Below are 24,641 nucleotides of genomic sequence, written 5' to 3'. Positions count from 1 at the left end.
TATTGTGCACCGAGACACTGCGCACGCTGAAATTGGTCTGCGCGCGACCGATATTGCCCTGCTGAGGCTCTAAGTTCAACCTTTTCAAAACCTTGTGCCCAATGCACCAGCGGGCTTTTTGTGCGCGGCTGATGTATATAATTTTATAAAAATTTCTATCATCCATCCCCACAGCGCGATTAACGAAAAATTTCTGCACAGGTCTTAATCAGCCTTTTGTGTCTTCTGGCGAATACTACGCAGGCACGCGTTTTGACCAGATCCTTGCGAAGGCCCTTGCATATGACCCGCATCAACCGTCCGGCTGCTGACGCCGAAGAATTCTTGCTCCACTCTGAGGTTGAGAATGAGCACGATTGGCGTGCGCTCCCCGAGACATTCGATGTTGATGACTTTGCCCCTTGGGAAGAGGAGTGGGATCTCGAAGAGGAGGAAGAGGAAGAAGAAGACCCAGAGCACATTGACAACTCTCAGTTCTTCCAAACCTATGGGTCCGGCAACGAGGGCCTTATTGACAACCTGTTGAAACTCACTGGCAGGGACAACGCCGCAGCCAATGCCAATGGCAACGCAAACGGGCTGTTCAAATTGGTGCTGGGCGGCGACGGTGACGACAGCCTGACCGGATCCAGGGATGATGACGTCGTGATGGGCGGGCGTGGTCACGATAGCGTCGAGGGCGGCGAGGGCAACGATACGCTCATGGGCGACGAGGACGGCCAGACCGGTTCGGATGCAACGCCGCTTGTGCTCAACATCAACAATCTCGTCAGCCAGTCCTATTACGATGGCACATCTGCCGGGATCGGAGATACCGCAGTTTACCGTGATGTGGCCTTTCTTGAGGATGGGACCGCAGTCTGGGGACGCCTTGTTCTGGTGAACGCAAGCGACCCGAACATGACCATCGACCTGTCGGGCGACCGTGGGGCTGAAATCTCCATCACCGGCAACGGCTATGGGGACACCGCCGAGTTCCGGCTCGAGTTTTTTGATCCCACGACCGGCGAGCCGGTCAACATCAACTCCACCGCGACTTTCAACGACCTCGATCAGAACTACTACAACTATGATGTCGAGGCCGTTTCGCTGGATACGGATGAATACACCGCCTTTGGCACCTCGGATGCTACCTCGCTCAACGTAACAAATCAGGATGGCAGCGTGCGCGCGGCCGGGACCGAGGCGAACAACCCGGATGACCAGGACGCCTGGTTCTCTGCCGAATTCGAAGGCCGGGATTTTATTACCTTCACCCTGGAAGCGCGCAGCACTATCTCCGGGTTCACACTCTCGGGCGACCTCATCGAAGATGGAGTCTACGTCCCGATCGAGCAAGGCAACGATACGCTGCTGGGCGGGCTTGGGTCGGATGTCATCATGGGCCAGGGCGGCAATGACTCGCTTGACGGTGGCGAGGGCGACGACAGCATCGACGGTGGCGAAGGCGATGACGTCATGATCGGCGGCACCGGCTCGGATGTGCTTATTGGCGGGCTTGGTGGCGACACGATTTCCGGCGGCGACGGCGACGACCTCATCGATGGTGGCGAGGGCGACGATTTCCTTTCGACCGGCCTTGGCAACGATACGCTGCTCGGTGGCGAGGGCAATGATACGCTCCACAACTCGGCTGGGGACGACAGCCTTGTTGGCGGCGTCGGCGACGACAGCATTGTAGCCACCGAAGGCAACGACACCCTTGAGGGGGGCGACGGCAATGATACGCTCTACGCAGGGGTCGACAACGACAGCCTCGATGGTGGCCTCGGAAATGACAGCATGTTTGGCGAAGCCGGCAGCGACATCATGTTCGGCGGCGGCGGCATGGACTACATGGAGGGCGGCATCGGCAACGACACCATTGATGGTGGCGACGATGACGACACGATCCTTGGTGGCGATGGCGACGATCTGATCTACGGCGGCGCGGGCAACGACAGCCTGACCACCGGTGCGGGCAATGACACGCTCTTTGGCGGCGAAGGCGACGATACGCTGCGCAACTCGGTTGGTGATGACAGCCTGTCCGGTGGCACCGGAAACGACAGCATTGTTGCGACCGATGGCAATGACACGCTTGATGGCGGCAGCGGCAATGACACCATGTATGGAGGCAACGACAACGACCTCCTGATCGGTGGCACCGGTGCGGACCTCATGTACGGCGAGGCAGATGCTGATACCTTCCGGATCGAAGATAATTTTGGCAACGACACCATCGTCGGTGGCGAGGCCGGGAACGATCAGGACGTTGTCGATCTGTCTTATATGACCGGCCCGGTCACGGTGACCTACACCGGCCCCGAAGCCGGAACGATCACCGACGGCACCGACACGATCCAGTTTTCCGAGATCGAAGAGCTCATCCTCACCGATCAGGACGACGTCGTTGATGCCCGAAACGATACCGCCGGTGTTCAGATTAATGCAGGATCAGGCAATGACAGCCTCACAGGCGGCAGTGGGGACGACGTGTTTACCGGTGGCGCCGGGGATGACCTGATCTCGCTGACCGCCTCGGGTGGGGTCGACCAGATCACCGACTTTGACATCAATGACACCGATGTTGATGGCTTTTACAACGACCAGCTGGATGTCTCTGGCCTGACGGGTGGGTCCGGCGATGGCGGGGCGGTACGCACCATCGACGTCACCACAAGCGACGATGGCTTTGGCAATGCACTTCTGACGTTCCCCGGTGGCGAACAGCTTGTTTTGCAAGGCGTCACACCGGCACAGATGACCACCCACGATCAGCTGTTTGCCGCTGGTATCCCCTGCTATACGCCCGGCAGCCGCGTAATCACCGCACGGGGCGAGGTACCGGTGGAAGAGATCCGCGAAGGCGATCTGGTCCAGACAGCTGACAACGGGCTACAGCCGGTGATCTGGGTCGGCCACCGCAGGCTCTCGGCTTCGGATCTGGCGCGACATCCGCATCTGCGACCTGTCCTGCTGCGCCCCGGCGGAATAATCGCAAATGATCGCGCCATGCTGGTCTCGCCGCAGCATCGCTTCTTGCTGCCCTCCGATGGCGCGTCCAGAAGCGAGTCCTTTGTGCGCGCACGCCTTTTGCTTGAGCTCGACCCTGGTCATGTCCATGCGGAGGAGCGCGCGTCGGGGGTATGCTATATCCATTTGATGACCGAGGCGCATCAGGTGATCTTTGTAGACGGCTGCGCAACAGAGACCTTCTGGCCCGGCCCCGAGGCCCTGCGCGGTCTCAGCCCTCGCGACAAATGCGAGATTTTTGACCTGTTCCCCGAGCTCATTCCTGCGCTTTCGAACCGGGGTAAGATCGGGCGCAAGCTCGTGTCATCGCGCTATGGCGCCTTGGCGCGTCAGGATCTGCGGCGCAAAGATATTGCCCAGATGGAACCTTTCCATCCGCGTCAATCGCGCCGCGCCTGAATAGCCACCACCCTGTCTTGGGTGGCCGCCTCACCAGATCAGAGCTCTGAGCGCCAGGGCGGGTTTGCCCCCGCGCGCGACACCGTGACGGCCGCAACCTTGGCGCCCCAACGCAGGGCCTCCGCCAAGGTCGACGCATCCAGCTTGCGCAAGGCCTCCTTGTTCAGGGCCCCCGACTCGTCAAGCCGCGCCATCACGCCTGCGTTAAACGTATCCCCAGCCCCAACCGTATCGACCACCTCCGCGCGCTCAGCTGCAACGGTGACGCTTTCCCCGTTTGGAAGCAGCCCCATGGCTCCGTCACCACCGCGGGTCACAAGTACAACCGCAGGGCCCCAGGCTTGTAGCGCAGCTGCCTGCGCTTGCGGGTCTGACTGCTCTGGCATGATCCAGGCCAGATCCTCATCGGAGACTTTCACCATATCCGCCTGCGCCAGCATCTCCTTGAGGCGGGCACGATAGCGTGCCTCGTCCGGGACAAAGCCGGGGCGGATATTGGGGTCGAGCACCACGGCATGCTCTGCCCCATATCGCTTGAGCATGCTGGCATAGGTGTCTGCGCAGGGCTCACACGCAAGGCTGATGCCGCCAAAAAACAGGGCCTCGACCTCAGTGCCGAGCTTCGGCAGGTCCGCTACCGTGATCAGGCGCCCCGCAGTGTTCTCGTCGTAGAACGCGTATTTCGCATGCCCGTTCTGCAACTCGACAAAGGCGAGCGTGGTCGGGCGGTCTGAGCGGATCAAGTGGTCCTCGCTTACGCCGCTCTCGCGAAGCGCTGCCTCAAGCTTGCGCCCCATCAGATCCCGCGAAACACCGCTCAGGAGGCTCACGCGCCGCCCAAGACGGCCAAGCGCAATGGCCGTGTTGAAGACGGCCCCACCCGTGTGGGGCACAAATGCCGCTTGCCCCGTCTCGGTCGTTCCCGGAATCATGTCAATGAGCGCTTCACCACAACAAAGGATCATGCTGGTCGTCCCGTATCCCTATCTGCGACCCACCCCGTGGATCATGCCAATTCGGCGCATCCTACCGCGCCGAACCTGAAAGCGCTAACATTTTTCAACTTCTCTGATTAATAAATCTCACACACCATATCTGCACGACCAAACCCCACTTAAATCACTGCTATATCAATACCTTAGATAGTAATATGCTGTCTGGCGCACACGCAAAAATCGAAGTGTATATGTGCGACCTCGCCACGGGGGCGCTGGAATACCCAGGGCAAATGGACACGTCCCGCGCGGCATTCGGTGCTTGGACCAGCTCGCCATCGGGACCGGTGCGCATCGCAAAATATGGGGAAATCCCCATATGTATCGTCCATGGACAACGGCCTATCACCCCGACTGTGACGTGTCAGAGGGGAACACCATGAGGTCTACATGCCGCGGGCGCCCGCCAAGAGGGCGCAACGCCCATAACGGGCGTCTACCCACCTGCTCGCTATGGGCAGCCGGTGGCCTCGCTCATGGATCTCTGTCGCCTCCCGGTCGGGGGCCTGAAACGCGCGGTTCATCACCTCGTTCGCGCCGCTCAGGCTCCCGTCCCGGAGCCAGACCGCTGGAGCCATCAGCCAACGTCATAAACGTCCAAGAAATTTGAGCACCCGCCGATGAAGATCGACCTGAACCAATCCGATTGCCTTGTTCTGCAAGGGACAACCCGCGTCATTTCCAGTGTTCTGGGGCTTGCCTTGCTGGTCGCGCTTGGGCTCGCCCTGACTGCTGCCATCTCGGGTGCAATTGCGGGATGGGCGATAGCCCTCGCAGTTGTGGTCGTTGGGGGCGGGACCTTGTGGCTGGTCTATCACCAAACCGAGGTGGTTTTCGACCGCACACATAATACCCTGACCCTGCGCAAAACCATGCTGCATGGCACCCGTGTCGACACCATTCCCCTGGACACCGTGTTGCAAGCGGATGTCGACCTGAGGCGCAATGAACGCAGCAACAACAGGCTGCATGCCAGCTACACCTATCGGCTCTGTGTTATCACCCGCGCGGCAACGCACCGGCATCGTGTACCGCTGTCTCATGGCTACACCACGAGCAAACGCTCGTTGCTAACGGCGCAGGAAATCAATGACTGGCTGGGCGTACCCAATGCACCGATCGCCCGGGGGCTGAGCATGGCGGACATCGCTGAAGTGATGCAAACACTCGGGCTTCGAAAATCTGCCTAAGACCATTTGTCAATTCTTTTCAAAAGCTTGAATCATGTCTCAGTTTACGGAAACAACGCAGGTCAGCCTGTCGGCCCGATTAAAGAACGCGTTCAAAGGCATCGGCCTCGGGATCAGCTTTATCGGCATTGCTCTCTATTTTCTGTTCTGGAACGAAGGCAATGCCGTGCGCACAGCGCGGGCGCTGGACGAGGGCGCGGGGCAAGTTGTGTCGTTGGACAGCGCAACATTGGACCCAACGTTCGAAGCTCGTCTCGTCCATATCAGTGGCCCTGTAAAGCTTAAAGAAGCGCTTGTTGACGCCGCGCTTGGAGTGGAGGCCCCGGCGCAAACGGTGCGCCTCGAACGTATCGTGGAGCAATTTGCCTGGATCGAAGAAACGCAAACCCGGACCGACACCAAACTCGGAGGAGGGCAGGACAAAACGACCACATACACCTATCGGATGGATTGGACCGAAACCCCCGCGAGCGGGGCCGCGTTTCGAGTGTCCGAAGGTCACATGAACCCTCCGATGCCGATCCGTTCCAAAATCCTGCGCCAGCAAGACGCAACGGTCGGCGCTTACCGCGTGTCAGAAGAGATCTCTGATCTGGGCGGCGCGACACCGGTGATATTGACCGAAACACAGGCTGCTGAGATCGCACAGGCTCTGCCGCTTTCTCAACCGGCCAAGCTGGTTGCCGGGCAAGTGGTGTTTGGTGAGACCGTCGCGCGCCCGGCACTTGGGGACATCCGCCTGCGCTACCAAGCGGCCAGAATTGACAGCGCCAGCGTCATTGGCCTGCAACATGGCAATGCTTTGGTTCCATATACCGCGCAGAACGGTCGCAAGATCCACTTGCTCACGGAAGGAATAAAAACCGCCGAAGAGATGTTTGAGACCGCGCAGCGCGCCAACACGGCCAAGACATGGATGCTGCGCATCGGCTTGCTGGTTCTGCTCTTTCTAGGCTTCAAAGCGCTCTTTGGCGTTGTGGATGTGCTTGCAAGCATTCTGCCCGTTCTGGGCTGGGTCTCGTCGTCGGTCACCTCGCTGATCAGCGTTGCATCGGCGTTCTGCCTTGGTGGTCTCACGATGGCAACGGCCTGGTTCTATTATCGCCCGATCTTGTCACTGGCGCTGATCGCAGTTGCCTTGGCTGTTGGTCTCGTTGGCGCGCTCTGGCTGCGCTCATCCGCAAAACATGCACCTCATCCCCCCGGAACCACGTGATTTTCAAACCTCTTTTTGACAGGACACCTTATGAAACACCTCACCCTCTCAATTGCCCTACTGATCACAGCTGGCGCCGCGCAGGCTGGCCGGTTTTGCGAGCTTGATGGCACCGAAGTATTCTCCTGCACCTTCAAAGATGCCACACGCGGGGTCGAAGTGTGCAACGCTATCTGGGCAGAGGGATCAAAGGTCGCCTATGGCTTCTTCAAATCCGACGGTACGGTCGAGAAAGAAATCCTTCAGGACATGGCAACACTGGAGGCTGCTCCGTGGAATGGACTGGGCGCCTTCATGAGTGAATCCGTGACCTTTGATGGCGGAGGCGGCTATTCCTATGAGGTCTGGTCGGGCAGTGAACGCGCGGCGGATGCGACACAGATCGGCGGGATCAATGTTCTGCGCGACGGGGCGTTGATCGCGGATCTAAGCTGCGACACAGGCACCGTCCAAAGTGACCTCTCCGGTCTCATCGAGATCATTGAAGCCGCAGAATAGAGGCTGGTTACATGTCTCGAACCTCACAATGGCTGACCTGCGTCTTTGTCGCGATCAGCTGGGGCTACGCCGCCGCAGCGCAATCGGTCTGCGAGGGCGCAGTTGTCTTTCAATGCGCAACAGAGGCCGCCGAGCTGCGCGAGCAAATCACCGTCTGCGCCAAGGATCAAAGCTACAGCCTGACCCGGCATGCCTTGTCGACCGGCGAGATGTATTACGACACGCCTCTGATCGCAGATGCCAACACGACCTGGTTTCTCTGGTCCGAAGAGGATCAGGTCCAACTGGAGATCGGGTTCTGGAGCACTGATCTTGCAGAGCCTGTGACCTTGCATGCGCAGCTGCCTTGGGATGATGCAAACGAAACCATCGCAGATACGGGCGAGTATTCCATGTGGCTACAGTCACCGCATTGGCGCGCGGAAGTCGATCAAACGCTCTGTGCGCCGGCCACGATTTACGCCGATACCGACGCACTCTGGCCCGCACAAGAAATGCGTGGCCCAATTGGGGCGTTCTTTTCCAAGGATGCTATCATCCCCCGCGTTGAAACTGCGGGACGCGCGCGCGTCCTCTCCACCAAGGGGGGCCGTGAGGGTGTACCCGTTTATGCGGCCGCGCGCCCCTCGGCCGCAACGCCGGTCTGGTGGATGCTACAACCGGGCGAGACGGTCGACCTCTTGGACCGCGTCGGCGATTTCGTCGCGGTTGCCTTGCCAACCAATGGAATGAGCGACTGCACCCTGCGCCCGGAGCGCCTCGGGCAGCCCTATGCCGGTCCCTGCGCGACGGGATGGGTCGATGCAGCCCTGCTGGAGCGGGTTCAATAACATGACACGAACAATCCTGCCATTATTGACCGTGCGCCAGTCGGCGCGCCCACCGACATTTGAGAGGAAACGCATCATGAAATCATGCCTCGCAACATTCGTGCTTGGATGGCTCTGCTCTGCGGGCATTGCACAGGCCTTTTGCGACGACATCCTTGCAACGCAGGTGCTCTGCCTCACTGAAGAGGCAGAAGAGATCAAAGTCTGCGCAAGCCAGCACCCCGAGATGGGCACGCCCGTCCTCAGCCTGCATCTCAGCCCTTCAGTCTCAAACGCCCCGATCACACGCCTCGCCCAAGACATCCCCTTTGGCATGACACTAGGAACCGGGGGGGTTCCATGGGACATACACGAGTTCAGCTTTGTGCATGACGGGGGCCGCGCGGTTTTGAGCCTGAAAACACCGATCGACTCGCGCGAAACATCTGAGGCCGAGATCTGGCTTGATTTCTTTGGCCGCGGCACTGCACCTGACCGGAGCCTGCACTGCATGCAACCGGCGCTACGAGCGGAATTAGACACGCTACTGTCGCTACGCGGGATCTCGGTGAATATGCTGCGCACCGGTCCGAGCGCCGAAAGTGCGGGCTACTATCAACCACATCAGCCGATTGTGGGCGCAGCCCCCTACGGAAGCGCAGATTGTCGCGAGGTTGCGGGCATCCTCAGCAACGAAGGCACCGAGAACGGGCAGATTGCGCTTTACGCGGCCCCGCACGCCAAAGCCGCGATCCTCGGCTACGTGTTCCCGTCAGATCTGGGGGCCGCGTTTGAATGCGCCTATGAGAACGGCTATTCCGGTCTCATCTGGAGTGATCCCGAGAAGGGCGACGGACGTGGCGGCTATGTGGCGGCGCTCGATTTCGAGGCGCGCATGGCAGCCTGCGCATTGACGCCCGAGGCGTGGCCGCCAAATCTGGCCTATTGGGGCACCTGTTCCAGCGCTTGGGTGAAAGAGAGCAATGTCGCGGGCTTTGAGGGCTGAGACCTATCCCGTTCGACCCACCGCCTGATGGGTATGATTGTGCGCCAAGCTGGGCGTACGATCATACCCCGAGACTAGCCGCGCCAGCGACAAGCAATACGGCATTGAGCATGCCCCACAGGGTCATCTGGAAATGGGTGTTCTGCCCGCCTTCATGTCCGAACCAATAGCAGAACCAATTTCCCGCGATCAAGAACCCACACCAGGTTGCGATAAACATCATGGTCGCCACCAGCGCGATTGCAACTGCCACGTCTGGTGCCAGAGATCCCGCAGCGGCCAGACCCAGCCCCCCTACCCCGATCCAGAGCGCAAACGTCGCCGCAAACTCCCAGACAACGATGCATCGAAAGAGCGCGCGACGCAGCCCTGGGCTGGTGACCCGCCGATAGGCGACAAAATGATAGGCCTCCGGATAGTCCTCGCGCATGCGGGCCATATCCATGACCTCCGCGGTGTAGGTTTCGTTCAAGAAAGGATGCAGCAAATTTTCCATCGCGCCAATCGTCAGCCACCCAGCCATAAAGGCCAGGCTGAAGGCCTGCGCGGCCAATAATATGGTGTCCAGCAATGCTCGGCTCTCCGTTGCTGTTCGCCCGCCGGGGTCAGCGGCGGGCAAACCATTGAAAAATCAAGCTTCCCAATACATGTACTGCGGATAAAGCTCGTTGGAGATGTGGATTTCAGCGCCCTTCAGATTGCTCTTGGAATGGTTGTAGAGCGAACGCCAATAGGGTTGGATGATGACACCTTCATCGATCATGATCTGTTCAAGCTTGGCCATGATTTTGCTGCGCGCCTCTGGATCGGCAGTTGCCAGCGCCTCTTCGACCAGCGCGTCAAACTCCGCATTGGCAAAACCGGACTCGTTCCATCCCTGACCACTGCGATAGGCCAAGGCGAGTGTCTGAATGCCGAGGGGGCGGTGGTTCCAGTTCGTCACCGAGAACGGGTATTTCGCCCAGTTGTTCCAGAAGGTAGAGGTCGGAAACACCGTGCGTTTGACCTTGATTCCAGCGTCACGCAGCTGCGCGGCAATGGCGTCGCCCGTGGCCTTCCAGAACGCCGCATCGAGCGAGACCAGCTCGTGCTCGAAGTCCGACATGCCGGCATCCTCCAGCAATTGCATTGCCACCTCAGGATCGCGCACAGGGGCACCGATGTCGGCATAATCGGGATGCACGGGAGACACATGGTGGTTTTCCGCTGCACGGCCCTGCCCGCCATAGGCGATTTCCAGCACCACTTCGTTGTCCACGGCCATCGCAAGCGCACGGCGGACGCGGGCATCGGCATAGACAGCTTTGCCATTCACCTCGGCCAGTTGGTTGCAACGCGCAAGTACCGTGGCGGCGGTTGTCACCTCATGCTTGGTCCAGCCATCAAGCGAGTCATAGGCGTCCATATAGTCGCCTTCGGTGTCGTAATTGACGTCGTATTCATCCGCGTCCGCCCCCGCAAAAAAGGCCGCAGGGTCCGCGCCGAAATCGATGAACTCGACCCGGTCCATATAGCCGCCATTGCCCGCGTTCCACCATGTGTGATCGGGATTGCGCACAAGCGCCGCACTGTCACCGACACTGTAGAACTCGGGCAGGTAGGGCCCGGTTCCGATCGGGTTATCCAGCATCGAGAATTCCTCAAACGACGGATGCACAACGGCAGCGGGATAGTCGGCAAAGCTCGCGATCAGCGAAATGTCCGGTTTCGGCAGCTTTAGCTTCAGCGAGTGGCTGTCAGTGACTTCGACCACACCCGGCAGTATTTGATTGGTTTCGGGATCAATCATCACCTGCATTTTGCCCGCCATGGCGTTGCCTTCGACGGTGCCATCACAGAACCGGGCAATATTGTTGGCCACATCATCGGCAGTGAAAGGCTCGCCGTTGTTCCAGGTGACACCTTTGCGCACATTGAGCGAATATTCGGTGGCGTCCTCGCTGATTTCCCAGCTGTCCAGCAGGATCGGGGTGAAGCTGCCATCAGAGTTGTATTGGACAAGGTATTCCAGCCATCCGCGCGTAAAGGTGGCAAGCGAATTGAAGTCAAACTTTCGAGGGTCACGCATGGCCACAAGTTGCTGCTGGATGCGCACGGTGCCCCCCATCTGGGCATTGGCCGCAGCCTGTGCCGGGGCGTTCAGACCCATCATCGCATAGGCCGTGGCGGCGGTGGCGCCAAAAGAGCAGGCCGTCGCCAGGAACTCTCGGCGGCTGACGGGATCAGCAGCCATCTCGGGTGCCTGACGTGTCAGCGAGGCCGGCAACGGTTGTCCTGTTCTGGTGAAATGAGTCATAGGTTTCCCTCTCTGTTGCGCCGTGAGGCTGGCTGCCGCTTTGTTTGTACGGCCGAGTTATGTGCAGGCCGGGCAACCGCCCGGCCTAGCGTGATTCAGGCGGGCATGCGGATGGAGCCGATCCCGTCTGCTTCGGTCACTGAAACGCAGATGCTCGACAGGGTGCGTGGCTGCTCGTAGGGCCAAGGCGTCCCACGATGCAGCACTGCGCGCTGGTCCCAGATCAGCACGTCCCCGACATTCCATTGATGCGCATAGGTGAATTCTGGCTGTGTGCAGAACGCCATCAACTCATCGAGCAATTCCTGGCTTTCGGCTTCGTCATAGCCGTCAACCTTGAAGGCATGGCTGGCGATATAGAGCCCTTCGCGCCCGTTCACCGGATTGGGCCAGACCGCGCTCCAATGCTGGTCGGGCCATTTGTTGAACATCGGCAGTTTGGCCAGCTCCGGCGAGATCTTGCGACGCGAATGGCTGTATCTGTGCCAGATGCCGCGTCCGCGGATCCTCGATTTCAGCTCTTCTGGCATCGCCGCCCAGGCCGCTCGGGTGCTGGCAAGTTCGGTTGCGCCGCCCTCTGTGGTGACAACGCGACCGATCAGGATGTTGGTCAGCGCAGGCGTGGGCAGAAACGTGCTGTCCGAATGCCAAAGAAAGTTGGATTTGAGGTTCAGAGTATGAAGATCCATTTCGCCGGAGGTGGTGCCGTCCCTTTGTACGTTCGACACTTCGGGCACTTCAAACGCCTCACCCGGTTTGCGCTCGTCAGCCTTGCGATCCTCGATCGGGCCAAAGAGCTGCGCCAGCGCCATGTGCTCCTCGTTGCTGATCTCCTGCGCGCGAAACAAGAGCGCGGAATGCTCTTCAAACAGGTCTCGCAGCCGAGCGAAATCATGCCCTTTGCTGACCTCCGAAAGCGTCATTCCGCTCACTTCGACCCCAAAGCACGGTGTCAGCGGTTTTGATTCAATAGTCGTCATTCTGGGTCTCCTCAGCCCTTTGCCTTTGCTTCGATTTCCTCAGCGGGGAGGTGTTTTACCTCCTCCCAGGCCCGTGACTTGCCAGGATTCAGCAGTCCCTTGGGGTCCATGCGTTTCTTCCACGCCAGGTGGCGATAATCGGCATTCTTCAGCCCGCCCCCCTCGACGAAATAGGTATGCGCATCGGCGACGCTGTGGCCGTGCGCCTCATAGGTCTTGTCGATCTCGCGCAGCCGTGCCTCATCGGTGAACCAGATGATCGGCAGGTCAAAGGCGACAATCTTGCCATCCACCCGCGCGAACTCATGGTGCTGCCAGACATCATTGCCCAAGGCCGCACCCACGGCCGCAACCGCTCGCGCATCCGCAGGATCCGGGACCCCGATTTGCTGATAGGTGGCCGAGCGATCGGCCTTCAGGACCTGCAGCGTGGTGTGGTTGTAGGCGAATTCAAAAACATGCGGCAGCTTTGCCGCCTGCCGCTCGGCATCACTCATCGCCAGATCCAGATGGCCGCCCTGCGCCTTTATCAGTGCCCGCAGGGCCTCCATGTCCTCGGCGGGAACCAGTGACACCAGCAGGTGTTTGCCTTCACGCAAATGATCCTTGAGGCGCGGGAAATAGGCGACAATGCGGGCTTCGACCGTACTGGCCAGCTTGCGGCCAATCTGCGTTGAGGTAGCAAGCGCATAGCCAGCAGCATAGCACGCTTCATAGCTGTCGAAGGTGGCCATGCACCCAATCCAGTGGCGATGCGGCACAGTGCGCAGCGTCACTTCGGTGATGACCCCGTTTAATCCCCAGGCATGGTGCAGCTGCAGGGCGTCTTCAGCGTCAAAGACATGCTCTTGCGGCTCTGCCTCAAGCGAAAACGCCTTGAGCTGCATGATGTTTCCTTTTTCACGCAGGGCGCCATTTGCGATCGACCCGATCCCGGCAGAGCCGCCGGCCACAAACCCGCCAATGGTGGCAATGTCCTGTGTCGATGGGAACATCGCCATTTCCCAGCCTTGCGCGATCAGCGCCGCATTGACATCCGCCATCAAGGCCCCCGCTTCAGCGCGCACATAGCCGTCACCAATCTCCAGAATGCGGTTCATCTTGGTGGTTTCGAGGATCAACCCTCCTTGCAGTGGCACCGCCTGCCCGTAGTTCCCGGTGCCGCCGCCACGCAATGTCACAGGCACATCGGCCTCATAGGCGCGCTGCAGACAATGGCGCATCTCATCCTTCGTGTGGGGCACCGCCACCAGATCGCCAAAGCACTTTTTCAGCTGGGCGTTCAGAACCGGGCTGTACCAAAAGAAATCCCGCGAGCGTTTCTTGATCAGGACAGGTTCTTCAATCACCTCGACCGGCGAAAGGCTGGCGGCAAAATTGGCCCAATCGAAGGAGGGGTGGTCAGTCGGCGTATCGGTCATACGGAGGCTCCTGGCAAATCGTCGGTCAGGGGACGCGGCGCAGATCGGCTGCCCAAAATGTCCGTGACCGAAAGCGCGTCGAACAGCTGCAGATCCCCGATTGCAGCCCCGTCGACGGTCACGGGGGCAAGGCCAAGCGCGCGGCGTGCGCCGGTGGTGATCATGGGTAGATGGTCGCCAAAAGGCGGATCGAGATGCCCGGCAAGCACCGCCAGCGAAAGCGTCGCCAGCGGGTCGTGACTGCCGAGCGGGCAGAAGGCATCGCGCACATTGTCCGCGCCGAGCACCACGTTTACGCCTGCTGCAGCAAGCTCGTGAATCCGCGTCAGCCCCCGGCGGTCCGGCGTGCCGTTGTTGCGCCCCTGCAAGTACAGATTGGTGGTCGGAAGCGCGACCACGGAGATTTCAGCGCGGGCGAGCTTTTCGGCAATTCGCCGCACGTCCTTATCGGAGCGGTTCATCAGGCTGCAGGCATGACCGCAGAGAACCGGTCCGCCGAACCGGGTGGCGAGAGCGGCGTCGGCGATCATCTCCAAGCCGTCGAGCCCCGGCGCGAGGCCTTCGTCGACGTGAAAATCAAGAGCCAGCCCCATATCCTCTGCAACGCGAAAGATATTGGCGATGCCCTCTTTGCGACCCGGCTGGTTCAGCACAAAGGATCCAAGCACGCCGCCGCTCTGGGCCACGCGCGCAGCGCAAGCCCGCGCATAGCCGATGTCGGCCATCCTGTCGGCTCCTGTCAGCGCCGCACGCTGCACGATCACCGCATCCGAGGCGTCTTGGGCCAGCTCCCTCAGGATATCCCAGGCCAGTGGGGCCTGCGCTGGGTCGCGCCCGCTGCCCCAATCCACATGGGAACGCACAGCAGAACAGCCCGCGGCCAGGAGCTCTCCCAGTCCCCGCCCCGCCCGCGCGCGAATGTCATCAGCAGTCCAGGTTTCCCGGTCCAGGGCCTGCGCCGAAATCGCATCTTCCAGACCGCCGCCGACCCCGTCCATTCGGTAGATCGTGTGGCACTTGTCGAGATGCACATGCGGCTCTGTGAGTTTTGGCAGCACCAATCTCCGGGGCGGCACTGTCGCGGCCTCGAGCCGCTCAGCACGCCCGTTTCGCAGCACAAGGTCGCCCACCAGGTGCTCCCCCTGCGGCTGACCCCCAAAGCGGTCGGCGGCGGCAACGAGAGCGGCGGGAACGGCGACGCCGGGCAGACGGGCCTCGGTCAAACGGGAGGCAGACAGGCGGGATTGCGCCCCAGGAGCATGGCTCATGGCGCTCTCCTGTGATCAAAACGGGCAAACTCCGCCAGAAAGCGCGCAAAATTACGTCCCGCGGACGCCAACATCGCCTCACCCTTTTCCGCCGTGGCGGCGGCGGCATCCCCGCAGACACCATCGGGGTTGAGGTCGTCAGCAATCCAGCCGGGGGTGGCGGGCTCTCCGGTCAGTCCGATAAAACGGAATTCTCCGGCCCAGACTTCCATAGCGGTGCCAAAGGTCTTGGCTCTGGACATATCCACCAGACCCGGATGGCTCGCCAACATGGCCGAGGTCTCGCTGTCCCCGGCATGCAGATCAACCGCATAGGCCGCCGGATCAAAAAGCCCGTCTGTCTCGGCAAAGCCGGACCAGGAACACACCACCACGATCAGATCATGGCTGATGCGAAGCTCCCGCGCGGCCACCTGTAATATCGCGGTATTGCCTCTGTGACCGTTGAACAGCACCAGACGCTCAATCCCAGCGCGCGCTACCGAGGCCCCGATCTCGCGCAGCACCGCCAAAAGCGTCTCGGGCGAAAGACTCAGCGTCCCGGAGAACCGGTTATGTTCATTGCTTTTGGTGATGGCGAGGGCTGGCAAGACCAGCACCGATTGCGCGGGGTCGAGGTGTGCGAGCATCCGCGCGGCGGTCTCATGCACCAAATCCGTATCGACCGAGAGCGGCAAATGCGGCCCGTGCTGCTCGGTGGCCCCAAGCGGCAGCACCGCGATGCAATCCTGTGACAGCGTCTGAAATTCCGTCGTTTTCAGCTCCGCCCAATATCCCTGAATGCTCATGCCGCCTGCCCCAGAAATCTGTCGAGAAACCCGTTGAACCATTGCGCCTGGGCTGCGTCATGTGCCGCCATCAATCGGTTTTGCGTCTGAATATCCTGCACGCCAGGACGCCCGTAGACATTCACCTTGCTGGACTGCCAGCGGCGAAATCCTGCGGGGGTCACTTCGGCATGAAACTGAAACCCATAGACCTTGTCGCCATAGCGAAACGCCTGGTTCGGGTAGGCCTCATTTCCGGCGAGCCGCACCGCACCATGCGGCAGATCAAACGTGTGATAATGCGCCTGCGCAACGGTCAAGGGCGCATCGAGAAAGGCGCCCGCCGCCTCTGTGGGCAGAATGGGATAATAGCCAAATTCAAAGAATTCCCGCTCCGGTGCGCCAGCCCAAGCACCAAGATGGCGTGCGATCTGCTGGCATCCCTGACAAATCCCAAGGAGCGGCACATCCCGTTCGAGGCACTGTGCGATCCAGCGGTCTTCATCGCGCAGAAATGGATATTTCCCCGTTTCAAAAACGTCGAACAATCCGCCATAGACGATTGACGCGGCGACCTCTCCGATATCCTCAAGGCTGTCCCCGGCAAAGGGCTTGCGCGTCACGGCCTCATAGCCATTTGCCGCCAGCCAGGTGGCAACGCGATCATCTTCAGGCTCATCGCCATGACGTATCAAAAGCACACGCTGTGCCATATTCTCCTCCTTCAGAGAATTGGATTTGCGTGGCCCTGATAGTGAACTGTGCCAGAGAGTGCCTTTAGGCTTGCAAAGTCCTCTCCCTCTTGCAAGCCTATATATTGGTCAGAAAAAAGAGCCGGAAATGAAAGCGTTAAACCCAGTTTCGATCCGCCCGCCGTTTGCAGCCTATGCGCATGGTACAGAGATTCCGGCGCACAAGCGGGTCGTTGTGACCTCCGGCCAGCTTGGTATCCGAGCCGATGATTCGATCCCCGAAAGCAGCTATGAGCAGGCTTTGATCTGCTTTGAAAACATCCGCGAAATCCTGCGAGAGGGCGATATGGCGCCCTCAGACATCGCCCATATCTCGGCCTATGTGACGAGCCGCGAACACATGGCAGGCTACATGCGTGCGCGTGACGAATTCCTCGCAGGAACGGGGCGTGTGCCAAGCTCAACTCTGCTGATTGTCTCTGGTTTCACCCGCGAAGAGTTCAAAGTCGAAGTTGAAGTCATGGCCGCCATCTAGCTTTGGTGGCGATGAAAGACCAGTCTTGCGCAGCACGCCTTATATCCGATTTCTGACCTCCCACGCGCGACACATGCACCAAATCCGTCCGCTCCAGCTCGGCGCGCAGGTCTTTATCACCAGAAATCTCCGCAAACTTGTGGCAGCTGGATCTTAAATCGGGGCTGCCCATCCCATCGCGGGTGCCTGTCCCAAAGTGAACGGAGCGAATGTAAACGGAGGGGCGGGAGCCTCCATGAAAGAGGCAAAGCCTCTTACCAAAGCATTGGCCAGGTGGTTGCGGCGCCAGAGGCGCCGCAACCGCGCGGGGCGATTTGCTGTGTAAATCGCAAAACCTCCAACCATCTCAAAGGGCGTCAGGTCAATGTTCAGGCTGTGCTCAGGCGTGCTCAGGCGTGCTCTTCAAGCTCTGCCACCAACCGAAAACCGATCCGCTTTGCGGGTTCTTCCGGCTTTGGTTTCGACATTGCGCGCAAGATCACATTTAGCTGGCTAACATGCTGAACCAATTGCGTTTTGCCGCCGCGTTCGTCGCTGCCGTAGAACGTGACAATGTCGGGATCAAAATACCCCATCCCCTCGATGCGCAACACGCCCGCATCACCGCCCGCAAACCCCATGGCAACCTCATGCTCGCCATCGAGGGTCTTTTCAAAATTCTGAATATAGAGGATCAGCCGTTCATAGGCCCACCGCGCCGGGCTTTTCTGCTCGGGCGCGGGCACTTTTTGCATCTCCTCGGGCACATCCTTCAGCGCTTCGGGCGCATCAGGGTTGGTATGTACCTCCCGGTGGCAGGGGAGCGCAGCCGCTTCTGCCAGTTCTGCGCTGGTGGAGATCTTGTCATCCATTTCTTAAAATCCTTGGATCGTCCATGTGGCATCCAAGGTGGCAGGCCTAGCGGCGCTGGTAAACCCAAGCCTCATCACTGCGCCGTGTTCGCGTCACCTGCCCGGTGCGATAGAGATGGTTCACATGGGCCACCGCTTCGACAAGCGCGAGGCCATACTCGCCGGGACCAATCGTGCGCTTGAAAAGCGTTGGAAAACACTCTGCTGCGCTTTTGGGCGTCTCGAGGAACTCCATCAGCCGCTCGAGCGCACCGTGATGGTTGTCGATCAACTGCCGCATCCTGAGAGGCAAGCGGGTAAAGGGCAGCTTATGCCCTCCAAGCGCCAGATGCTCGGGCCGCGCGAGCGCCGCCAGCCGTTCGCAGGCCTCCAGCCATTCCGCCAGCGGGTCGGCCTCGGGTTCGGTGGCGTAAACGCCGATGTTTGGGCTGATCGAAGACAGAACCTGATCCCCCGTCAGAACCAGATTGTCGTCACGACTCCAGAGGGTTGCGTGTTCCGGCGCATGACCGTTGCCCATGTGGATGTCCCAGTCGCGCCCGCCCATGCGAAACACATCGCCCTGTTGCACGCGGGTGAATCCCAAAGGCATCGGATAGACCGTATCCGCAAAATTGAAGGGGCGGTCGGCCTTACGGGTGTCATAGACCTCAGGGTCCATGCCCGCACTGCGATAGTAGGCCAGCGTCTCCTCGGGCCAGCTTTCCTGCACATCCAGCGTCAGCATGCGCGCAAAAAGCCACGCGGTGCGGGTGGTCACGAGTTCTGCGCCATGCTCGGACTGAAACCAACCCGCGTTGCCGATGTGGTCCGGATGATGGTGGGTGACGACGACACGGCGCACCGGTTTACCACCTAGCGGACCCGCCATCAGCTGCTCCCAGATACGGCGAGTCTTGTTCGAGGACATGCCCGTATCGACCACGGTCCAGCTGTCACCCTCGTCAAAGGCATAGACATTGACGTGGTCAAGTTTCATCGGCAGCGGCAGGCGCATCCAGAGGACACCCTCAGCGACCTCGATCGCCTCGCCCATTGCGGGCGGCTCCTCCCAGGGGGTGCGGGGCGCGACGTCCGCCACCGACACCATCAGCTTGCCAGCTCTTCTGCTGTGAGCGCAAAGGCCCCCGCCGCGCCTTCGCGGGCGTGGATCAGATAGGCCGCATGCTGCGGCAGCATCCGCTTGATGTAGAAACGGGCCAGTTTTTCACGCGCGCCACCCTTGTCGGCGAGTGCGGCCGCCAGATGATAGTGCCCCCCCAGTACACGGGCAAAGGCCATCAGATACGGCACCGCCCCGGCAAAGCGGTCCTGCATATCCGCCTCCACCAGCCATTCGGTTGCTTCACGCAGAGTTTCGCAGGCCTGCCAGACGGCTTCGGCCATGTTCGGATGGGTCGGGCGGGCGCGTTCGGCCTGCTCTTCGATTTCGTCGATCAGGCGATGCGCCATCTCGCCACCGTCCATCATCTTGCGCGCCACAAGGTCCATGGCCTGAATACCGTTGGTGCCCTCGTAGATCGCAGTCACGCGCACATCTCGGTAGAACTGCGCCGCGCCGGTTTCCTCGATGAAGCCCATGCCGCCGTGGACCTGAACGCCCTGTTCAGCAACCCGGATGCCGGTCTCGGTGCCAAAGGCCTTGGCAATGGGCGTCAAAAAGGCCGCCCGGGTCTTCCACTCGGCGTCGCCTGTGGCAGTCCCCATATCGATGGCACCCGCACAGGCCAGCATGATGGCGCGCGCCGCGTAGACATCGGCCTTCATCTCCATCAGCATCCGACGCACATCGGCGTGGTCCACGATGGTGCCCGTGCCGCCCTCGACCGGGGTCTTGCCCTGTTTGCGATCAAGTGCATAGGCCAGTGCATGCTGATAGGCCCCTTCGGCCACACCGACACCCTGACCGCCCACACCCAGACGGGCGTTGTTCATCATCGTGAACATCGCCGCCATGCCGCCATGCTCCTTGCCGACAAGCCAGCCGGTTGCGCCATCGTATTGCATCACGCAGGTTGGCGAGCCGTGCAGGCCCATCTTATGCTCGAGGCTCACCACCTTGAGGCTGTTGGCCTTGCCCGGGTTGCCATTTTCATCCGGCAGGTATTTGGGCACAAGAAACAGCGAGATCCCCTTGGTGCCCGGCACCCCATCAGGAAGGCGCGCCAGCACCAGATGGCAGACATTCTCGGTAAAATCATTATCGCCCCAGGAGATATAGATCTTCTGACCGGAGACCGCATAAGTGCCGTCACCGTTGTCTTCGGCCTTTGAAGACAAGGCGCCAACGTCCGATCCCGCCTGCGGCTCGGTGAGGTTCATGGTCCCGGCCCATTCGCCAGCGATGAGCTTGGGCAGATAGAGTTCTTTGAGCGCGTCAGAGGCGTGATGCTCCAGCGCCTCGATCTGGCCTTGGCTCATCAGCGGGGCGAGCTGCAGGCTGAGGCAGGCGCCCGACATCATCTCGTTGACCGCAGTGGTGAGTGACATCGGCAACCCCATGCCACCAAACTCGGGATCTGCGCTCATGCCGATCCAGCCGCCTTCTGCAATCGCCTTGTAACCGTCGCCATATCCCGGAGAGGTCCGCACCACGCCGTTCTCCAGACGGGCGGGCTCCAGATCGCCACCACGCTGCAGGGGCGCCATGACCTCATCGCTCATCTTGCTCGCCTCCGTGAGGATCGCGGTCATCAGATCGTCGTCGGCCTCGGCAAAACGCTCGGTCGCGGTGATCTGGTCATAGCCAAGGATCTGCTGCAGCAGAAACTGATACTCGGAGACGGGGGCGCGATAGCTCATGGAGTGGACCTCTCTTCAACTGGCGGACGGCTGGGCGCAGACTCTTGCCTTGCCCCGGAGACGCTTGGCTTCCCGGGCATGAGCCGTTATCTACTGTGCCTTGGTCGATTTCGTAAACAGCCCCGAGGGCAACGCAATCAAAACGCGGCGTCATCACGGATGTGACGGAACGGCCAAGCCTGTTTTTGCCCCGAGATGTCACCCGCCATGACCCAAGCCTCATCTGAGACCGAAGCGCTGCCCGCAGCACCCGAAGCCATCGCCCGCGCGGCCGAGTTGCTCACCGCTGGTCAGCTCGTGGCCTTTCCGACCGAGACCGTTTACGGCCTTGGGGCAGATGCCACCAATGGGGTGGCAGTCGCCGCGATCTATGCCACCAAGGGGCGTCCCTCTTTCAACCCGCTCATTGCCCATGTGGCAGATGTCCGCGCCGCACGCAGGCTTGTGCAGTGGAACGACTGGGCCGAAGCGATGGCCACGGCCTTCTGGCCCGGCCCGTTGACGCTGGTGCTGCCGCTGCGACCGGATCACAATGTTTCACCCTTGGTGACGGCTGGGCTTGATACGCTCGCGGTTAGGGTACCGGCCAAGGCTTGCGCACGCGAGTTGCTGGCAGCTGTAGGACGCCCGGTGGCCGCCCCCTCTGCCAATCCTTCGGGTCGGATCAGCCCGACGACCGCCGATCATGTGCGCGCGGGACTGGGGGGTAAAATCGCCGCAATCTTGGACGATGGTCCCTGCGGGGTCGGTGTGGAGTCCACCATCCTTGGACTGGCCGGAGCCGCGCCGATCCTCCTGCGCCCGGGCGGGTTGGCTGCTGAAGACATCGAGCACGCCCTCGGCTGCACGCTAATGACGCGCGCGGAGGCAGATCCCTTGACCGCACCGGGACAGCTCATGTCGCATTACGCGCCCAATGCCTCCGTCCGGCTTGAGGCGCAGGATTTTTCCCCGGATGAGGTCTCGCTTGGATTTGGACCCGGAGACTTCGACCTGAACCTCTCGCCCAGTGGGGATCTCAACGAGGCGGCGGCCAACCTCTTTGGGCATCTGCATCACCTGGATGCTTTGGGTCGACCAATCGCGGTCGCGCCCGTTCCGGAGCGTGGGCTTGGCATTGCCATCAACGACCGCCTGCGCCGCGCCGCGGCCCCGCGCGACAGTTGAATGGCTGAAACCGCGCAATCGGCGTTTTCCTTTGTGCGGCAGAGGGCTACTGTGTGAGCCATGGAATCGGAGCTGGATTATTGGAGCGCAAAAGCGCTGTTGGAGTGGCAAGTAGAACTTGGCGCTACCGAAGCCATGATGGATGCGCCCATCGACCGCTACGCGCTTGAGGATCAGAAACCCAAACCCGCACGCGCAGCAGACACGCCGCCAACACCTGTCAAACCCAAAACTGTTGACCCGATTGCAGAGGCAGCGAAGCTTGCCAAAACGGCGCAGGCGCTGCCGAGCCTGCGTGCCGCGCTTGAACAGTTTGAACATTGCGACCTCAAGCGGGGCGCGCGCAATCTGGTGTTCTCGGACGGCCAGGCAGGCGCTCGCGTGATGATCATTGGCGAGGCCCCGGGGCGAGATGAAGATCTGCAGGGCAAACCCTTTGTGGGCCGAGCCGGGCAGCTTCTGGACAAGATGCTCGATGCCATCGACCTCAGCCGCGAGAAAAATGTTTATATCACCAACGTTCTGCCTTGGCGCCCCCCGCAGAACCGCGATCCGCTGCCAGCGGAAATTTCGATGCTTGTGCCGTTTCTCGAGCGTCACGTCGCTTTGGCAGAGCCGGATATTTTGGTCCTGATGGGCAATATCTCCTGTCAGGCCGTGCTTGGCAAACGCGGCATCACCCGCCTGCGTGGCACGTGGTCCGAAGCCTGGGGCAAACCCGTGATCCCGATGTTCCACCCCGCTTACCTCTTGCGCCAAGCCCATGCCAAACGCCAAGCCTGGGCGGATCTTCTGGAGCTGCGCGCCCGTCTGAACAGTCTCAACTGACACTTTGATACAGGACGCTCACTCATGAAAATCCTCGCTTTTTCAGATCTGCACCTGATCGAAGAGCTTGCTGCCGATCTGGTCACGGCCAGTGTCGAGGCAGATCTGGTGATCGGCGCAGGCGATTTCTGCAACACGCGTCAGGGGCTTGCGCGCGCCATGGAGCTGCTCGCCGGGATCGCTGCCCCTATGGTGGTTGTCCCCGGAAATGCCGAAAGCGCAGAAGAGCTGCGCGGCTGTGCGCTCTCCTTCATGACCGTGCTACATGGGGAAAGCGCCGAAATCGAAGGTCTGCGGATCTTTGGTCTGGGCGGCGGCATCCCGGAGACGCCCTTTGGCGACTGGTCGTTTGACCTTTCGGATCGCGCGGCGGCTCGGGAGTTGGCGAAAGCCGGTGAAAACACCGGTGGCATCGACATCCTCGTCACACACTCACCCCCCAAGGGCGCCGGCGACACCACCTCCTCGGGATTGTCAATCGGCTCCGAAAGCATCCACAAGGCGATCACGACGCTGCAGCCAAAACTCGCTGTCTATGGCCATGTTCACGACAGCTGGGGCTATCGCGGTCAGATCGGTGCGACGCAGTGCGCCAATCTTGGCCCGACCCCGAATTGGTTTGAGGTGTCTTGATGATCGCGCTCTCGACCCTTGCGGCCTTTGTGCCCGCCGCGCTTGCGCTCAATATCACGCCCGGCGCGGATATGATGTTCTGCCTTGGTCAGGGACTCAAATCCGGGGCGCGCCCCGCCATCGCCGCCAGTCTCGGCGTCGCCGCAGGAGGCATGGTGCATGTCGCGCTTGCCGGTTTTGGTGTGGCCGCCGTGGTCGCCGCGCAACCGGCCTTGTTTGATCTCATTCGCTGGCTTGGGGTTGCGTATCTTCTGTATCTCGCATGGGGCGCCCTCATGCGACCCGGAGGGGCACAGCCCACAGGCCAGCCCGCACAGGCCGCGCGCGCCTTTCGCGCCGGGCTGATGGTCAGCCTCACCAACCCCAAGGTGATCCTGTTTGTTCTCGCCTTCGTGCCGCAGTTCATCCGCCCTGAGGCGGGCTCGGTTCTGGGACAGTTTCTGGTCTTTGGCGCCATCATCGGGATCGGCGGTGTTTTTGTGAATGGCGGAGTTGGCGTCTTTGCCGGGCGCGCGCGCACCCTGTTTGCCGAGGACGGAAGCGCCGCACGGTGGATGCGCCGCATCACGGGTGGAATTTTTGCAGGCCTTGCACTGAGGCTTGCGCTACTAGAAAGGGCCTGAGCGCCATGTCACGCATCGACGACAGCAAGGATTTCATTCCGGTTCGCATCGCTATTCTGACTGTCTCCGACAGCCGCAGCCTTGATGAGGACCGCTCCGGGCAAGTGCTGGTCGACCGACTAGAGGCCGCAGGACACCACCTCGCCGACCGCAATATCCTGCCAGACGAACGCAATGAGATCGCCGATCAACTTCGCCAGTGGTGCGCCAATCCCGAGGTCGATGTGGTGATCTCGACCGGCGGCACCGGGCTCACCGGGCGGGATGTCACCGTAGAGGCACATCGCGACGTCTATGAAAAAGAAATCGATGCCTTCGGCACCGTCTTTACCATCGTGTCGATGCAAAAGATCGGCACCTCCGCCATTCAAAGCCGCGCAACGGGCGGTGTGGCACAGGGCACCTATCTCTTTGCGCTGCCCGGTAGCCCCGGCGCCTGCAAGGATGCGTGGGACGAGATCTTGCAAAAGCAGCTCGATTATCGGCACCGCCCCTGTAATTTCGTAGAAATTATGCCCAGACTTGACGAACATTTGCGACGGAAATGATCTAGCCCTGCGTATAAGAGCGTATTGTCTGTAACGCGTGGTATACTCGCGCGGCCCTTGGGGGTGAAATTCAGATGGCAAGTAGCGCACCAGAGCCAGCCA

Annotated in this window: 23 protein-coding genes; 12 read left to right on the top strand and 11 right to left on the bottom strand. The window is 60.6% G+C overall.

Annotated features, from left to right (window positions below; genetic code table 11):
* The first annotated feature begins 282 nt into the window (after positions 1–282).
* Positions 283–3,414, top strand: coding sequence for a Hint domain-containing protein (locus ACZ1HH_RS14805; protein ID WP_472635183.1), 3,132 nt, complete (start codon positions 283–285; stop codon positions 3,412–3,414).
* A gap of 38 nt (positions 3,415–3,452) precedes the next feature.
* On the opposite strand, the gene ACZ1HH_RS14800 is transcribed toward ACZ1HH_RS14805, so the two are convergent.
* Positions 3,453–4,379, bottom strand: coding sequence for a carbohydrate kinase family protein (locus tag ACZ1HH_RS14800; RefSeq protein ID WP_472635182.1), 927 nt, complete (start codon positions 4,377–4,379; stop codon positions 3,453–3,455).
* A gap of 650 nt (positions 4,380–5,029) precedes the next feature.
* Here ACZ1HH_RS14800 and ACZ1HH_RS14795 point away from each other — a divergent pair.
* From ACZ1HH_RS14795 to ACZ1HH_RS14775, 5 genes are all read left to right on the top strand, one after another.
* Positions 5,030–5,599, top strand: a complete 570-nt coding sequence (locus tag ACZ1HH_RS14795; RefSeq protein ID WP_472635181.1) for a hypothetical protein — start codon at positions 5,030–5,032, stop codon at positions 5,597–5,599.
* A 34-nt stretch (positions 5,600–5,633) separates the two neighbouring features.
* Positions 5,634–6,815, top strand: coding sequence for a TMEM43 family protein (locus ACZ1HH_RS14790; protein ID WP_472635180.1), 1,182 nt, complete (start codon positions 5,634–5,636; stop codon positions 6,813–6,815).
* A gap of 30 nt (positions 6,816–6,845) precedes the next feature.
* Positions 6,846–7,313, top strand: coding sequence for a hypothetical protein (locus ACZ1HH_RS14785; RefSeq protein WP_472635179.1), 468 nt, complete (start codon positions 6,846–6,848; stop codon positions 7,311–7,313).
* A gap of 11 nt (positions 7,314–7,324) precedes the next feature.
* Entirely contained in the window at positions 7,325–8,143 is an 819-nt protein-coding gene (locus ACZ1HH_RS14780) for a hypothetical protein (protein WP_011536666.1), read from the top strand.
* A gap of 76 nt (positions 8,144–8,219) precedes the next feature.
* Positions 8,220–9,128, top strand: coding sequence for a hypothetical protein (locus tag ACZ1HH_RS14775; RefSeq protein WP_044026426.1), 909 nt, complete (start codon positions 8,220–8,222; stop codon positions 9,126–9,128).
* Positions 9,129–9,189: 61 nt separating this feature from the next.
* Here ACZ1HH_RS14775 and ACZ1HH_RS14770 read toward each other — a convergent pair whose 3' ends face one another.
* The 7 genes from ACZ1HH_RS14770 to ACZ1HH_RS14740 all read right to left on the bottom strand — a co-directional run bounded on the left by ACZ1HH_RS14770 (position 9,190) and on the right by ACZ1HH_RS14740 (position 16,573).
* Entirely contained in the window at positions 9,190–9,699 is a 510-nt protein-coding gene (locus ACZ1HH_RS14770) for a DUF2165 domain-containing protein (protein ID WP_011536668.1), read from the bottom strand.
* 60 nt (positions 9,700–9,759) lie between these two features.
* Positions 9,760–11,424: an ABC transporter substrate-binding protein gene (locus ACZ1HH_RS14765; protein WP_011536669.1), complete on the bottom strand. Its 1,665-nt coding sequence runs from the start codon at positions 11,422–11,424 to the stop codon at positions 9,760–9,762.
* Between the two features lie 95 nt (positions 11,425–11,519).
* Positions 11,520–12,404: a TauD/TfdA dioxygenase family protein gene (locus ACZ1HH_RS14760; protein ID WP_472635175.1), complete on the bottom strand. Its 885-nt coding sequence runs from the start codon at positions 12,402–12,404 to the stop codon at positions 11,520–11,522.
* An 11-nt stretch (positions 12,405–12,415) separates the two neighbouring features.
* Complete coding sequence (locus ACZ1HH_RS14755) at positions 12,416–13,825, bottom strand: FAD-binding oxidoreductase (RefSeq protein ID WP_472635174.1); 1,410 nt, start codon at positions 13,823–13,825, stop codon at positions 12,416–12,418.
* On the bottom strand, positions 13,822–15,093 hold the full coding sequence (locus ACZ1HH_RS14750) for an amidohydrolase family protein (RefSeq protein WP_472635173.1): 1,272 nt from the start codon (positions 15,091–15,093) through the stop codon (positions 13,822–13,824). The genes ACZ1HH_RS14755 and ACZ1HH_RS14750 overlap by 4 nt, the downstream gene beginning before the upstream one ends.
* Positions 15,090–15,881, bottom strand: coding sequence for a creatininase family protein (locus ACZ1HH_RS14745; protein WP_472635172.1), 792 nt, complete (start codon positions 15,879–15,881; stop codon positions 15,090–15,092). The genes ACZ1HH_RS14750 and ACZ1HH_RS14745 overlap by 4 nt, the downstream gene beginning before the upstream one ends.
* Complete coding sequence (locus tag ACZ1HH_RS14740; RefSeq protein ID WP_487320487.1) at positions 15,878–16,573, bottom strand: glutamine amidotransferase-related protein; 696 nt, start codon at positions 16,571–16,573, stop codon at positions 15,878–15,880. Before ACZ1HH_RS14740 ends, ACZ1HH_RS14745 begins: the two co-directional genes overlap by 4 nt.
* A gap of 127 nt (positions 16,574–16,700) precedes the next feature.
* Between ACZ1HH_RS14740 and ACZ1HH_RS14735 the strand changes: the two genes are divergently transcribed.
* Positions 16,701–17,087 (top strand): RidA family protein, encoded by a 387-nt coding sequence (locus tag ACZ1HH_RS14735; protein ID WP_416370073.1) that lies wholly within the window; start codon positions 16,701–16,703, stop codon positions 17,085–17,087.
* A 389-nt stretch (positions 17,088–17,476) separates the two neighbouring features.
* Here ACZ1HH_RS14735 and ACZ1HH_RS14730 read toward each other — a convergent pair whose 3' ends face one another.
* Genes ACZ1HH_RS14730 through ACZ1HH_RS14720 form a run of 3 tightly spaced genes read right to left on the bottom strand, consistent with a single transcriptional unit; the run spans position 17,477 to position 20,740 of the window.
* Positions 17,477–17,938 (bottom strand): DUF6173 family protein, encoded by a 462-nt coding sequence (locus ACZ1HH_RS14730; RefSeq protein WP_011536677.1) that lies wholly within the window; start codon positions 17,936–17,938, stop codon positions 17,477–17,479.
* 46 nt (positions 17,939–17,984) lie between these two features.
* Positions 17,985–19,028, bottom strand: coding sequence for an MBL fold metallo-hydrolase (locus ACZ1HH_RS14725; protein WP_416370071.1), 1,044 nt, complete (start codon positions 19,026–19,028; stop codon positions 17,985–17,987).
* The gene (locus ACZ1HH_RS14720; RefSeq protein WP_472635170.1) at positions 19,028–20,740 is read right to left on the bottom strand and encodes an acyl-CoA dehydrogenase; all 1,713 of its coding nucleotides are present in this window, start codon (positions 20,738–20,740) and stop codon (positions 19,028–19,030) included. The genes ACZ1HH_RS14725 and ACZ1HH_RS14720 overlap by 1 nt, the downstream gene beginning before the upstream one ends.
* Before the next feature lie 207 nt (positions 20,741–20,947).
* On the opposite strand from ACZ1HH_RS14720, the gene ACZ1HH_RS14715 reads away from it, so the two are divergent.
* Genes ACZ1HH_RS14715 through moaB form a run of 5 tightly spaced genes read left to right on the top strand, consistent with a single transcriptional unit; the run spans position 20,948 to position 24,539 of the window.
* A complete protein-coding gene (locus ACZ1HH_RS14715) occupies positions 20,948–21,907 on the top strand; it encodes an L-threonylcarbamoyladenylate synthase (RefSeq protein ID WP_472635169.1) in 960 nt (319 codons plus the stop codon).
* A 60-nt stretch (positions 21,908–21,967) separates the two neighbouring features.
* The gene (locus ACZ1HH_RS14710; protein WP_472635168.1) at positions 21,968–22,735 is read left to right on the top strand and encodes a uracil-DNA glycosylase; all 768 of its coding nucleotides are present in this window, start codon (positions 21,968–21,970) and stop codon (positions 22,733–22,735) included.
* A gap of 24 nt (positions 22,736–22,759) precedes the next feature.
* The gene (locus tag ACZ1HH_RS14705) at positions 22,760–23,368 is read left to right on the top strand and encodes a metallophosphoesterase family protein (RefSeq protein ID WP_487320486.1); all 609 of its coding nucleotides are present in this window, start codon (positions 22,760–22,762) and stop codon (positions 23,366–23,368) included.
* Positions 23,368–23,991: a LysE family translocator gene (locus ACZ1HH_RS14700; RefSeq protein ID WP_472635167.1), complete on the top strand. Its 624-nt coding sequence runs from the start codon at positions 23,368–23,370 to the stop codon at positions 23,989–23,991. Before ACZ1HH_RS14705 ends, ACZ1HH_RS14700 begins: the two co-directional genes overlap by 1 nt.
* Before the next feature lie 5 nt (positions 23,992–23,996).
* Positions 23,997–24,539, top strand: coding sequence for a molybdenum cofactor biosynthesis protein B (gene moaB / locus ACZ1HH_RS14695; RefSeq protein ID WP_416370065.1), 543 nt, complete (start codon positions 23,997–23,999; stop codon positions 24,537–24,539).
* Positions 24,540–24,641 lie beyond the last annotated feature (102 nt).

This window comes from Epibacterium sp. HA2-3 (genome assembly GCF_055693725.2).
The sequence above is the reverse complement of the archived record's forward strand: the minus strand, read 5'-3'. Positions and strand labels throughout refer to the sequence as shown.

Coding starts and splice junctions, on each gene's coding strand:
- ACZ1HH_RS14805 (WP_472635183.1), top strand. CDS start 283: ATGACCCGCATCAACCGTCCGGCTGCTGACGCCGAAGAATTCTTGCTC.
- ACZ1HH_RS14800 (WP_472635182.1), bottom strand. CDS start 4,379: ATGATCCTTTGTTGTGGTGAAGCGCTCATTGACATGATTCCGGGAACG.
- ACZ1HH_RS14795 (WP_472635181.1), top strand. CDS start 5,030: ATGAAGATCGACCTGAACCAATCCGATTGCCTTGTTCTGCAAGGGACA.
- ACZ1HH_RS14790 (WP_472635180.1), top strand. CDS start 5,634: ATGTCTCAGTTTACGGAAACAACGCAGGTCAGCCTGTCGGCCCGATTA.
- ACZ1HH_RS14785 (WP_472635179.1), top strand. CDS start 6,846: ATGAAACACCTCACCCTCTCAATTGCCCTACTGATCACAGCTGGCGCC.
- ACZ1HH_RS14780 (WP_011536666.1), top strand. CDS start 7,325: ATGTCTCGAACCTCACAATGGCTGACCTGCGTCTTTGTCGCGATCAGC.
- ACZ1HH_RS14775 (WP_044026426.1), top strand. CDS start 8,220: ATGAAATCATGCCTCGCAACATTCGTGCTTGGATGGCTCTGCTCTGCG.
- ACZ1HH_RS14765 (WP_011536669.1), bottom strand. CDS start 11,424: ATGACTCATTTCACCAGAACAGGACAACCGTTGCCGGCCTCGCTGACA.
- ACZ1HH_RS14760 (WP_472635175.1), bottom strand. CDS start 12,404: ATGACGACTATTGAATCAAAACCGCTGACACCGTGCTTTGGGGTCGAA.
- ACZ1HH_RS14755 (WP_472635174.1), bottom strand. CDS start 13,825: ATGACCGATACGCCGACTGACCACCCCTCCTTCGATTGGGCCAATTTT.
- ACZ1HH_RS14750 (WP_472635173.1), bottom strand. CDS start 15,093: ATGAGCCATGCTCCTGGGGCGCAATCCCGCCTGTCTGCCTCCCGTTTG.
- ACZ1HH_RS14745 (WP_472635172.1), bottom strand. CDS start 15,881: ATGAGCATTCAGGGATATTGGGCGGAGCTGAAAACGACGGAATTTCAG.
- ACZ1HH_RS14740 (WP_487320487.1), bottom strand. CDS start 16,573: ATGGCACAGCGTGTGCTTTTGATACGTCATGGCGATGAGCCTGAAGAT.
- ACZ1HH_RS14735 (WP_416370073.1), top strand. CDS start 16,701: ATGAAAGCGTTAAACCCAGTTTCGATCCGCCCGCCGTTTGCAGCCTAT.
- ACZ1HH_RS14730 (WP_011536677.1), bottom strand. CDS start 17,938: ATGGATGACAAGATCTCCACCAGCGCAGAACTGGCAGAAGCGGCTGCG.
- ACZ1HH_RS14725 (WP_416370071.1), bottom strand. CDS start 19,028: ATGGTGTCGGTGGCGGACGTCGCGCCCCGCACCCCCTGGGAGGAGCCG.
- ACZ1HH_RS14720 (WP_472635170.1), bottom strand. CDS start 20,740: ATGAGCTATCGCGCCCCCGTCTCCGAGTATCAGTTTCTGCTGCAGCAG.
- ACZ1HH_RS14715 (WP_472635169.1), top strand. CDS start 20,948: ATGACCCAAGCCTCATCTGAGACCGAAGCGCTGCCCGCAGCACCCGAA.
- ACZ1HH_RS14710 (WP_472635168.1), top strand. CDS start 21,968: ATGGAATCGGAGCTGGATTATTGGAGCGCAAAAGCGCTGTTGGAGTGG.
- ACZ1HH_RS14705 (WP_487320486.1), top strand. CDS start 22,760: ATGAAAATCCTCGCTTTTTCAGATCTGCACCTGATCGAAGAGCTTGCT.
- ACZ1HH_RS14700 (WP_472635167.1), top strand. CDS start 23,368: ATGATCGCGCTCTCGACCCTTGCGGCCTTTGTGCCCGCCGCGCTTGCG.
- moaB (WP_416370065.1), top strand. CDS start 23,997: ATGTCACGCATCGACGACAGCAAGGATTTCATTCCGGTTCGCATCGCT.